This window comes from Diaphorobacter ruginosibacter (assembly GCF_040396215.1).
GTDB lineage: Bacteria > Pseudomonadota > Gammaproteobacteria > Burkholderiales > Burkholderiaceae_C > Diaphorobacter_A > Diaphorobacter_A ruginosibacter_A.
In genome coordinates this window covers 1-11,333 of sequence record NZ_JBEBOW010000122.1, presented here as the reverse complement: position 1 = coordinate 11,333, position 11,333 = coordinate 1, and the positions used below count along the sequence as shown (strand labels likewise).

Below are 11,333 nucleotides of genomic sequence, written 5' to 3'. Positions count from 1 at the left end.
CGCTCCCCGCGCGGCAGGTCAGAACGGCAGCTTGGGCATTCCGCCGCCGCCCATCATGCCTTTCATCCCCTTCATGCCGCCCATGCGCTTCATCATCTTCATGAGCCCGCCGCCCTTCATCTTCTTCATCATGGCCTGCATCTGCTCGAACTCCTTGAGCAGCCGGTTCACTTCCTGAACCTGCACGCCGGCGCCGTCCGCGATGCGCTTCTTGCGCGTGGCCTTGATGAGCGCGGGGTGCTTGCGCTCCTTCATGGTCATCGAGCAGATGATGCCTTCCTTGCGGCGTACCTCGCGCTCGGCCCTGTCCATGTCGACCTGGCCCGCCTTGCCCGCAAGCTCGGTGGGCAGCTTGTCCATCAGGGTGGAGAGCCCGCCCATCTGCTTCATCTGCTGCAGTTGCGCGAGAAAGTCGTTCAGATCGAAGCCGTCGCCGCTCTTGACCTTTTCAGCCAGTTTCTGGGCGGCTTCCATGTCCACGCCCTTGGTGACCTGTTCGACCAGGGCGACGATGTCGCCCATGCCGAGCACGCGCTGCGCGTGGCGCGAGGCGTCGAACACCTCAAGGCCGTCGATCTTCTCCGAGACGCCGGCGAACTTGATGGGCGCGCCGGTGATCTGCCGCACCGACAGCGCCGCGCCTCCGCGCGAGTCGCCATCGAGCTTGGTCAGCACGATGCCGGTGAGCGGCAGGGCCTCCTTGAACGCCTTGGCCGTGTTGACCGCATCCTGGCCCTGCATGGCATCGACCACGAACAGGGTCTCGACCGGCTTGAGCACCGCATGCAGGTCCTTGATCTCCTGCATCAGCAACTCGTCGATCGCCAGGCGGCCCGCCGTATCGACCAGCAGCACATCGAAGTAATGCTTGCGGGCATAGTCCAGCGCGGCGATGGCGATGTCGCGCGGCTTCTGGTCCGGCGTGGATGGGAACCACTCGGCGCCGGCCTGCGCGGTCACGGTCTTGAGCTGCTCGATGGCGGCCGGGCGATACACGTCACCCGATACGGTCAGCACCTTTTTCTTGCGCTTGTCGATCAGGTGGCGTGCAAGTTTGGCCGTCGTCGTCGTCTTGCCCGCGCCCTGCAGGCCGGCCATCAGGATGACTGCCGGCGGCTGCGCGTTCAGGTTGATGTCGGCGACGCCGTCGCCCATCGTCGCCGCGAGCTCGCTGTTGACGATGCCCACCAGCGCCTGGCCTGGCTTGAGGCTGCCCAGGACTTCCTGCCCGAGCGCCTTCTCCTTGACGCGGGCGATGAAATCGCGCACAACAGGCAGTGCGACGTCGGCTTCCAGCAAGGCCATGCGCACTTCGCGCAGCATGTCCTGGACATTGGATTCGGTGATGCGGGCCTGGCCACGCATCTCCTTGACGAGCCGTGAGAGTTTATCGGTGAGCGCGGAAGCCATGTGGATGCTCCAGAGGCAGCAAATGGGCCGGTGAACCGGCAGATGCTGCGATGTTTGGCCCGAAAAGAGCGGGCGAAAGGCTAAACTGTAAGTCTATGATTTTACCCAGTGCTTCCCCGCTCGGATGGCTATTGGCCTTGGCGGCCGCCGTGATCTATGTGGTGTCGGCCATCGCGGGCTCACGATTTTCGTCATCGCAGGCGCGCATCGCCCTGACACTGGCATGGGTGCTCCACGGCGCTTCGGTCGCATGGGGGCTGCTGGGGCAGGCGCCGCACTTCGGCTTCGCTCCCGCGCTGTCAATGACGGCATGGCTGGTGCTGATCGCCTACCTGGTGGAACGCCAGTTCTTTCCGCAGATGCGCGCGCTCTGGGTTCTCACGCTCCTTGGCGCGGCCGCCGTGCTGCTGGGCGTGATCTTTCCCGGCAAGCCGCTGCACGCGCTTTCTTCACCCTGGCTGCCGCTGCACCTGACGCTGGGCATTGCCTCCTACGGCCTGTTCGCCGCCGCCGTGGTGCACGCCTGGCTGATGACGCGCGCTGAAAAGCACATCCGCCTGGCCGCGGATTCGCCGTCGGGCATGCCGCTGCTCACGCTGGAGCGCCTGACGTTCCGCTTCGTCACCGCCGGCTTCGTCGTGCTGACCGCCACGCTGATTGCCGGCTGGCTGTTTGGCGAAGTGATCTATGGACGCGCCTGGATATGGGACCACAAGTCCGTGTTCTCGGTCCTCTCGTGGATCACCTTCGCCGTGCTGCTGATCGGGCGCTCGCGCTTTGGATGGCGCGGCCGCCATGCGGTGAACGTGCTCTACGCGGGCGCGGTCCTGCTGCTCCTGGCCTACGTGGGCTCGCGCTTCGTGCTCGAAGTGCTTCTAGCCAAGGCCGGCACATGATCATGAAATACCTCCTGCTTTTCATCGTTCTGGTGATCGCCTACCAGATCTGGCGCAAGCAGCAGCGGCTGGACGCCGCGGAACGCCAGGGCAAGGCCGCGCCGCGTGCGCCCAAGGGCATTTCCCAGGAGAAAATGGTGCCCTGCGCGCGCTGCGGGCTGATGCTGCCGGTGAGCGACGCGCTGGGGCGGGACGGCCGCCACTATTGCTGCGCGGAACACAGGCAACAGGGCCCGGCGGACTGAGCCCCGCCCGGCCTTCGACAAGCGCAGCACCGTGCTGAACACCCCACGCATCGGCAACAACACCTTCCTGCGGATCTGGCTCGCGTTCCTGAACGGCCGGGTCATGGTGGCGCTGCTGTTCACGCTCCAGCATGCGGCGGGGCTGATCTGGCAGTTGCCGGTCAACCCCGACACGCTGGCCATCTGCGTGGCCTATCTGGCGCTCACGCTGCTGGTGCGCATCCTCACGCGCACGGTTCCGTCGCCGCAGCCGGGGCCGCAGTGGCTGCCGACCATCGGCGTGGACATCGTCATGTTCAGCTACCTGCACATCTTCGCCGGTGACGTGCTGAGCTACACGCCGCTATACGGGCTGCCCGTGCTGATGGCGGGCATGCTCGGCACGCTGATGATGGCGCTGGGCACCACGTCGATCATCACCATCGTGCTGCTGGCCAGCTCGCTGTGGGCGGCAGACCATTCGGCGGGCGACAGCACGCGGCGCTATCTGCAGGCCGCGCTCACATGCGTGGGCTTCTTCATCGTGACCTATCTGGTGCACCAGTTGTCCGTGAAGCTGCATGCCGAGCACGAAATAGCGCGGCGCAACCGCATTGCGGCGAAGACCCAGGAGGACGTGAGCGCACTGGTCATGCAGCACCTCGGCGAAGGCGTGCTGGTGATCGACCGCCAGGACACGGTCCGGCTGGTCAATCCCTCGGCCCGGCTGCTGCTGGGCGATGCGGCCCCGGCCGCCATGCCGTTCGAGCTGAGCCAGCTTCCCCAATGGGAGCCTTTGCTCGCGCTGGTGCGCAAGACGTTCGAGAACGCGACCCAGCAATCCGCCGACATCGCCATACCGCAGAGCGGCCACAGCCCCATGGGCCTGCGCGCGCGCACCTGGCTGACGACGCAGCACGGCGGCATTCCCGCGCACCGCCCACAGGAGCCCGAAGATGTGCTGTGCGTGGTGTTCCTGCAGGACCTGCGCGAAATGGAGGCCCGCCTGCGCACCGAGAAGCTGGCTGCCATGGGCCGCATGTCGGCGGCGGTGGCGCACGAGTTCCGCAATCCGCTGGCCGCCATCCTCCAGGCCAACGCGCTGCTGCAGGAAGAATTGAACGACCCCGTGCAACTGCGCCTGAGCCAGATGGTCCGCCAGAACGCCGACCGCCTCACCCGCATCACGGAGGAAGTGCTGGACATCGCGCGCGTTCGCCACCAGATCGACAATGCGCCCTCGCCCGGCATCGCGCTGGACGACTCGGTGCGCCAGATGGTCCATGACTGGCAGGGCCAGGACCCGGCGCGGCGCAAGGCCCTGCTGCGGCTGGATGCCCCGCAGGCCGAAGTGAACTTCGATCCCGATCACCTGCGCCGCGTGCTCGTCAATCTCATGGACAACGCCCTGCGCTACAAGGGCGCGCATGAAGACTCCATGTGCATCCAGTCCGGCACCACGGCCGAAGGCGCCGCTTTCGTCTATGTATGGAGCGACGGAGCGCCGCTCGAGAAGTCGGTCGAGCAGCATCTGTTCGAGCCGTTCTTCTCCTCGGAGAGCCGCTCCAGCGGACTGGGGCTCTATATCAGCCGCGAGCTGTGCGGCCGCCACGGAGCGACCATCCGCTACGAACGCTCCATCCTGCCGCTGGACCGCGGCGACATCGAGGGCAATATATTCATCGTCAGTTTCCGCCAATCGCTCCGGCTCTCCGGGACGGCCTCACTTTTTGACACAATCATGGTCTGACAGTCCAACGAACCCATGTCCGCATACGCCGCATCCATTCTCGTCATCGATGACGAACCCGACCTGCGAACCCTCTACGAGCTGACTCTGCTGCGTGAAGGCTACCGGGTGGAGACCGCCGCGTCGGTGCAGGAATCGCTGCAGCAATTGCGCGTGCAGCGGTTCGATGCGGTGATCACCGACATGCGGCTGCCCGACGGCTATGGCATGGAAGTGCTCGCCTACCTGCGCGAGGCCAGGCGGCCCGAGCGCTGCGTGGTCATGACGGCCTATGGCTCCGCCGAAAACGCCGTCGAGGCTCTGCGCGCCGGCGCGTTCGACTATCTCACCAAGCCCGTGGATCTCAAGCAGTTCCGCTCCGTGGTGGCATCCGCCGTGCAAGGCACCGGCGGCGTTCCCGCTCCCGGCGTCGGCCCGAGCGCCATGGGCGCCCGCAATGCGGACCATGCGGCCTCGGCCATTGCGCGCAACGACGAAGCCTCTGCGGGGGCGGCGGCATCGGGCGCTCTGCAGCAGCTGGTCGGCGACTCCCAGGCCATGAGCCATATGAAGCAGCGCATCGCCAAGGTGGCGCGCAGCATGGCCCCGGTGCTGGTGCGCGGGGAATCTGGAACCGGCAAGGAACTGGTCGCGCGCGCGCTGCACAGCAGCAGCCAGCGCGCCGAGGGACCGCTCATCGCCGTGAACTGCGGGGCGATTCCAGAGAACCTGCTGGAGGCCGAATTCTTTGGCGCGCGCAAAGGCTCCTACACCGGCGCGAACGCGGACCGCGAAGGCTTCTTCCAGGCGGCGCGCGGCGGCACATTGTTTCTCGACGAAATCGGCGATCTGCCGCTGCCCATGCAGTCCAAGCTGCTGCGCGCCATCCAGGAGCGCAGCGTGCGCCCGCTGGGCGCAACGCAAGAGGAGAACGTGGACGTGCGCATCGTCAGCGCCACGCACAAGGATCTCGCGGCCGAAGTGGCGGCGGGCCGCTTCCGCCAGGATCTTTATTACCGGCTGAACGTGATCGAGCTGACCATCCCGCCGCTGCGCGAGCGGCGCGAAGACCTGCCCGCGCTGTGCGAAGCCCTGCTCGGGCGGATCGCCAGGGACTCCGGCATGCCGGTTCCCCGGCTCACGCAGGCGGCGCTGCAGCGCATCTCCATGCACCCGCTGCCCGGCAACGTGCGCGAACTGGAAAACCTGCTGCACCGCGCCGTCGCACTGAGCGACGGCGATGAACTGTTCGTCGATCCGCCCTCGAGCCAGGCGGGCACGAACATGCCCCCAGCTCCGCAGCCCCCCGCGCTCGCAAGTGAAGATGCCGTCTCCGCGCCCGCCGAACCCGCGGCCCGGCCGGGCGAAGCCCCCGCGCCCTATCCCAGCGACGCGCCCGTGCCGCGCGATCTCCAGGCCTGGCTGGACAAGCAGGAGCGCGACATCCTGGTGCGCGCGCTGCGCGAATCCGGCTTCAACCGCACCGCCACCGCCGCGCGGCTCGGTATCAGCCTGCGCCAGATCCGCTACCGCATCGAACGCCTGAACATCTCCGAAACCGAAGGCGGTCCCGACCATGCGGGCTGAGAGCAGCCCCGGCGGCGCCTCGCCCGGCAGGCCGCAGGCGCGCTGGAATCGCGGCTGGTACGAAAAAGCCCGCCACACCCCGTCGCCCAACCATGGGCCGCGCCCCGAGGGAGCCCGCATCGACCTCGTCATCGTGCACTCCATCAGCCTGCCTCCGGGAGAGTACGGCACGGGCGATATCGAGCGCCTGTTCACCAACTCCCTGGACTGGGACGCGCATCCTTACTTCGACACCATACGCGGCATGGAGGTCTCCAGCCACTTCGTGATCGACAGAAAGGGAGCGCTCACGCAGTTCGTCGATTGCGACCGGCGCGCCTGGCATGCGGGGCGCTCCCACTTTCGCGGGCGCGGCAACTGCAATGACGACTCGATCGGCATCGAGCTGGAAGGACTGGAGGGCGGATGCTTCACCGAAGCACAGTATGCCGCGCTGGCCCGCCTGTGCAGGGACCTGGCGCGCCGCTATCCGATCCGCTTCATCGCGGGCCATGAACATGTGGCGCCCGGGCGCAAGCACGACCCGGGCGCGGGATTCGAATGGCGGAAAATACGCAACAAATTGTGTGATCTGGGCTGGTGGTTTCCACCCATTTACTAGCAGCCGACCCCAGCACGTGGTCTTCGCCTCGCGAAGACATCCAGGATTCTTTTCCCAGGCTTTTCCCCGCTGCATGCGGGCTTGCGGAGCTTATTGCCGGATAGGTCGCACCCACCGGCGGTTTCGCCATTCAAACGCCGCCGCACCGGCGGCTGGAAGCGGTCCGCGGGCTCCGCGATCTCGTCCGCGGACCCGATTTCCTTCAGACATGCCGCCGCAGCGGCTACACTACAGATAGTGTCTTGCAGCGCACAGACACCCCAGATATAGTGTGTCACGGCCTCCCGTGTCATGCACCTGACGATAGCGCAGCGCCGTTGATAGACCCGCTGTTCTGCTCCTGAATGCTCCAATAGAGGAACTCATGCAAGCTGCTCAAAACCCAGCCAATGAAGCGAGCCACGCGCCCGCAAAGACAACTGCCTCCCCTGCCCCCAAGAGCGCGGCCGCCGGCAGTCATTTCGTCCAGTTCCAGATCATCCGCCGCAACGGCGCCGTCGTGCCGTTCGAGCCGCAGAAGATCGCCGTGGCGATGATGAAGGCATTTCTTGCAACCCACGGCGCCCAGGGCGCCGCATCGGCCAGCATCCGCGAAGTGGTGGACAACCTCACGCAGTCCGTCGTGTACGCGCTCACCCGTTCGCGCCCGGGCGGCGGCACGTTCCACATCGAGGACGTGCAGGATCAGGTCGAGCTCGGCCTGATGCGCGGCGGCCACCACGAAGTCGCGCGCGCCTATGTGCTGTACCGCGAACGCCGCGCGCAGGAACGCGCGCAGCGCCGCGAACAGCTGCTGCCGCAAGTGCCCGCCATGCATGTGCTGGAAAACGGCCAGCGCGTGGAGCTCGACGTGCTGCGCCTGCACTCGCTGATCGAGTCGGCCTGCGCCAACCTCGGCGAAGGCGTGACCGCGGCGCCGATCGTCACGGAGACCATGCGCAACCTGTATGACGGCGTGCCCATGGAAGAAGTGCTGAAGGCCGCCATCCTGGCCGCCCGCACCAAGATCGAGAAAGACCCCGGCTACACCTACGCAACCGCCCGCCTGCTGCTGCACACCATCGTGCGCGAAGTGCTGGAAGCCGACGTCGCGCCCGCAGGGATGCAGGCCGCCTATGCGGACTACTTCCCGAAATTCATCCGGAAGGGCGTGGACAACGAGCTGCTCGACCCCCGCATGCTGGACTATGACCTGCCGCGCCTGGGCGCCGCGCTGCGGGCCGAGCGCGACCAGCAGTTCGACTACCTCGGGCTGCAGACGCTGTATGACCGCTACTTCCTGCACGTGCGCAAAACCCGCATCGAACTGCCCCAGGCGTTCTTCATGCGCGTGGCCATGGGCCTGTCGCTCAACGAGAAGGACCCCAACGCGCGCGCCATCGAGTTCTATGAAGTGCTGTCGTCCTTCGACTTCATGTCCAGCACGCCCACGCTGTTCAACAGCGGCACCCTGCGCTCGCAGTTGTCCTCGTGCTACCTGACCACGGTGCCCGACGATCTCGACGGCATCTATGAGTCGATCAAGGAAAACGCACTGCTCTCCAAATTCGCGGGCGGCCTGGGCAATGACTGGACCCGCGTGCGCGCGCTGGGCTCGCACATCAAGGGCACGAACGGCGAATCGCAGGGCGTGGTTCCGTTCCTCAAGGTGGTCAACGACACGGCCGTCGCGGTCAACCAGGGCGGCAAGCGCAAGGGCGCGGTCTGCACCTACCTGGAAACCTGGCACCTGGACATCGAGGAGTTCCTCGAGCTGCGCAAGAACACCGGTGACGACCGCCGCCGCACGCACGACATGAACACGGCCAACTGGATCCCCGACCTGTTCATGAAGCGCGTGATGGAAAAGGGACAGTGGACGCTGTTCAGCCCCGCCGATGTCCCGGACCTGCACGACCTGTATGGCGGCGCGTTCGAGAAGGCGTACAGCGCCTACGAAGCCAAGGCGGCATCGGGCGAGATCGGCCTGTCCAAGCAGATCCCCGCGGTCGACCTGTGGCGCAAGATGCTCTCGATGCTGTTCGAGACCGGCCACCCCTGGATCACCTTCAAGGACCCCTGCAACATCCGCTCGCCGCAACAGCACGCGGGCGTGGTGCACTCCTCGAACCTGTGCACGGAGATCACGCTGAACACCAGCGACTGCGAAACCGCCGTCTGCAACCTCGGCTCGGTGAATCTGGCGCGCCACATCAAGGACGGCAGGATCGACCACGACAAGCTCAAGAAGACCGTCAGCACGGCGATGCGCATGCTCGACAACGTCATCGACATCAACTACTACGCAGTGCAGAAGGCCAAGGACTCGAACATGCGCCACCGTCCGGTGGGCATGGGCCTGATGGCGTTCCAGGACGCGCTGTATGAAATGCGCATTCCCTACGCGAGCGACGCCGCGGTGCAATTCGCCGACGAATCGATGGAGGCGATCTGCTACTACGCCTATTGGGCATCCAGCGAACTGGCGCGGGAACGCGGCACCTACTCCACATACGACGGCTCGCTGTGGTCGCGCGGCATCCTGCCGATCGACTCGCTCGACCTGCTCGCCAGGGAGCGCGGCGGCTATGTCGAAGTCGATCGCTCTTCGACGCTCGACTGGAACGCGCTGCGCGGCAAGATCGCCAAGGACGGCATGCGCAACTCCAACTGCGTGGCCATCGCGCCGACCGCCACCATCTCCAACATCGTGGGCGTGGACGCATCGATCGAGCCCTCCTTCGGGAACCTGTCGGTGAAGTCGAACCTGTCGGGCGAGTTCACCGTCGTCAACCAATACCTGGTGCGCGACCTGCAGAGCCTGGGCCTGTGGGACGACGTGATGGTGATGGACCTGAAGCACTTCAAAGGATCGCTGCAGCCCATCGACCGCGTGCCGCAGGAAGTGAAGAACCTCTATGCCACCGCGTTCGAAGTAGCGCCCACATGGCTGGTCGAAGCCGCGGCACGCCGCCAGAAATGGATCGATCAGGCGCAGAGCCTGAACATCTACATGGCTGGCGCATCCGGCAAGAAGCTCGATGAAACCTACAAGCTCGCATGGATTCGTGGCCTGAAAACGACGTACTACCTGCGCACGCAATCCGCGACGCACGTGGAGATGAGCACGGTCAGCGGCCGCCAGCTCAACGCCGTCTCCGCAGGCAATGAAGGCAATGCGGGCGCAGCGCCGAAAGCCGCGCCAGCCAACGCTCTGGAGGCTGCGGCCGCTGCCGCGCAGGTACAGGCCGCGAGCGTTCCAGCCACGGACATCAAGTTCTGCGCGATCGATGATCCGGGCTGCGAAGCCTGCCAATAAAGGCATTGCGCACGTGCGTTCGAGGTGCTTCGCATAACAACGCACGTGCGATGAAGCAACAAAACTTGGCGAAGCATCACCGCAGCGCTTTTCTTTTTGAGGCGCTGCTTTCATAATTCGAGCACTGGAAAACGTATGCTGACCTGGGACGAAGAAGTCAAGCCCTCATCGCAAAATACAACGGCAGGTGGTTCTCAACAAAACCACGCTGCGGATGCCGCGTCCGCCTTCGCGCAACCTGCGCCGCAGACCGTCGCATCGGACGCATCGCAACCCGCCGCATCGCCTGCAGCCCATCAACGCGTGAATGCCGCCGACAAGCGCATCATCAACGCCAAGACGGACGTGAACCAGCTGGTCCCCTTCAAGTACAAGTGGGCCTGGGAAAAATACCTCGCCACCTGCGCCAACCACTGGATGCCGCAGGAAGTGAACATGACGCGCGACATCGCACTGTGGAAGGACCCCAACGGCCTGACCGAAGACGAGCGCCGCATCGTCAAGCGCAACCTGGGCTTCTTTGTGACGGCCGATTCGCTGGCCGCCAACAACATCGTGCTGGGCACCTACCGCCACATCACGGCGCCCGAGTGCCGCCAGTTCCTGCTGCGCCAGGCGTTCGAGGAAGCGATCCACACGCACGCCTACCAGTACATCGTCGAATCGCTGGGCCTCGACGAAGGCGAGATCTTCAACGCATACAACGAAGTAAAGTCGATCCGCGACAAGGACGAATTCCTGATCCCTTTCATCGAGGCCATCATGGATCCGTCCTTCAACACCGGCACGCCCGAGACCGACCAGATGCTGCTGAAGTCGCTCATCGTCTTCGCCTGCCTGATGGAAGGCCTGTTCTTCTATGTCGGCTTCACGCAGATCCTGGCGCTGGGCCGTCAAAACAAGATGACCGGCGCGGCCGAGCAGTACCAGTACATCCTGCGCGACGAGTCGATGCACTGCAATTTCGGCATCGACCTCATCAACCAGCTCAAGCTGGAGAACCCGCACCTGTGGACTCCCGAGTTCAAGGAAGAGATCAAGGCCCTGTTCGTCAAGGCCGTGGATCTTGAATACCGCTACGCCGAAGACACCATGCCACGCGGCGTTCTGGGCCTGAATGCCTCGATGTTCAAGAGCTACCTGCGCTACATCGCCAATCGCCGCGCCACGCAGATCGGGCTGGAAGCGCTGTTCCCCAATGAAGAAAATCCGTTCCCCTGGATGAGCGAGATGATCGACCTGAAGAAGGAACGCAACTTCTTCGAGACGCGGGTCATCGAGTATCAATCCGGCGGCGCCTTGTCCTGGGACTAATTGATCATCCAATTACAGCAGGCCATGTTTTTCAACCGCACCCCCGCAACCAAGCGCCCGCCCGAGGCGCGGTGCGGGGGTGTTACCGCATTTGTGGCGTGCGAGATCGACATCCAGTTTCTCGCCGCCATGAATCTCTCTGTGTCCAAAGTAGACACAGGGTGCTCTTTGCTAATCGACCCAAGGAGAAAATGATGGCAACTGCGAAGAAAACCGCTGCTAAGAAGGCAGCACCTGCGAAAAAGGCGACCGTAGCCAAGAAGGCAGCCCCGGC

Annotated in this window: 8 protein-coding genes; 7 read left to right on the top strand and 1 reads right to left on the bottom strand. The window is 64.8% G+C overall.

Annotated elements, in window-relative coordinates:
- Positions 1–18 precede the first annotated feature (18 nt).
- Entirely contained in the window at positions 19–1,410 is a 1,392-nt protein-coding gene (gene ffh, locus ABWP92_RS13885) for a signal recognition particle protein (protein WP_353235985.1), read from the bottom strand.
- A 95-nt stretch (positions 1,411–1,505) separates the two neighbouring features.
- On the opposite strand from ffh, the gene ABWP92_RS13880 reads away from it, so the two are divergent.
- From ABWP92_RS13880 to ABWP92_RS13850, 7 genes are all read left to right on the top strand, one after another.
- The gene (locus ABWP92_RS13880) at positions 1,506–2,306 is read left to right on the top strand and encodes a cytochrome C assembly family protein (RefSeq protein ID WP_353235984.1); all 801 of its coding nucleotides are present in this window, start codon (positions 1,506–1,508) and stop codon (positions 2,304–2,306) included.
- A 2-nt stretch (positions 2,307–2,308) separates the two neighbouring features.
- Complete coding sequence (locus tag ABWP92_RS13875; protein ID WP_353235983.1) at positions 2,309–2,551, top strand: PP0621 family protein; 243 nt, start codon at positions 2,309–2,311, stop codon at positions 2,549–2,551.
- Between the two features lie 31 nt (positions 2,552–2,582).
- Positions 2,583–4,280: a sensor histidine kinase gene (locus tag ABWP92_RS13870; RefSeq protein WP_353235982.1), complete on the top strand. Its 1,698-nt coding sequence runs from the start codon at positions 2,583–2,585 to the stop codon at positions 4,278–4,280.
- A 15-nt stretch (positions 4,281–4,295) separates the two neighbouring features.
- Positions 4,296–5,846 (top strand): sigma-54-dependent transcriptional regulator, encoded by a 1,551-nt coding sequence (locus ABWP92_RS13865; protein ID WP_353235981.1) that lies wholly within the window; start codon positions 4,296–4,298, stop codon positions 5,844–5,846.
- The gene (gene ampD, locus ABWP92_RS13860) at positions 5,836–6,447 is read left to right on the top strand and encodes a 1,6-anhydro-N-acetylmuramyl-L-alanine amidase AmpD (protein WP_353235980.1); all 612 of its coding nucleotides are present in this window, start codon (positions 5,836–5,838) and stop codon (positions 6,445–6,447) included. Before ABWP92_RS13865 ends, ampD begins: the two co-directional genes overlap by 11 nt.
- Before the next feature lie 364 nt (positions 6,448–6,811).
- Positions 6,812–9,745 (top strand): ribonucleoside-diphosphate reductase subunit alpha, encoded by a 2,934-nt coding sequence (locus tag ABWP92_RS13855; protein ID WP_353235979.1) that lies wholly within the window; start codon positions 6,812–6,814, stop codon positions 9,743–9,745.
- A 135-nt stretch (positions 9,746–9,880) separates the two neighbouring features.
- Positions 9,881–11,059: a ribonucleotide-diphosphate reductase subunit beta gene (locus ABWP92_RS13850; RefSeq protein ID WP_353235978.1), complete on the top strand. Its 1,179-nt coding sequence runs from the start codon at positions 9,881–9,883 to the stop codon at positions 11,057–11,059.
- Positions 11,060–11,333 lie beyond the last annotated feature (274 nt).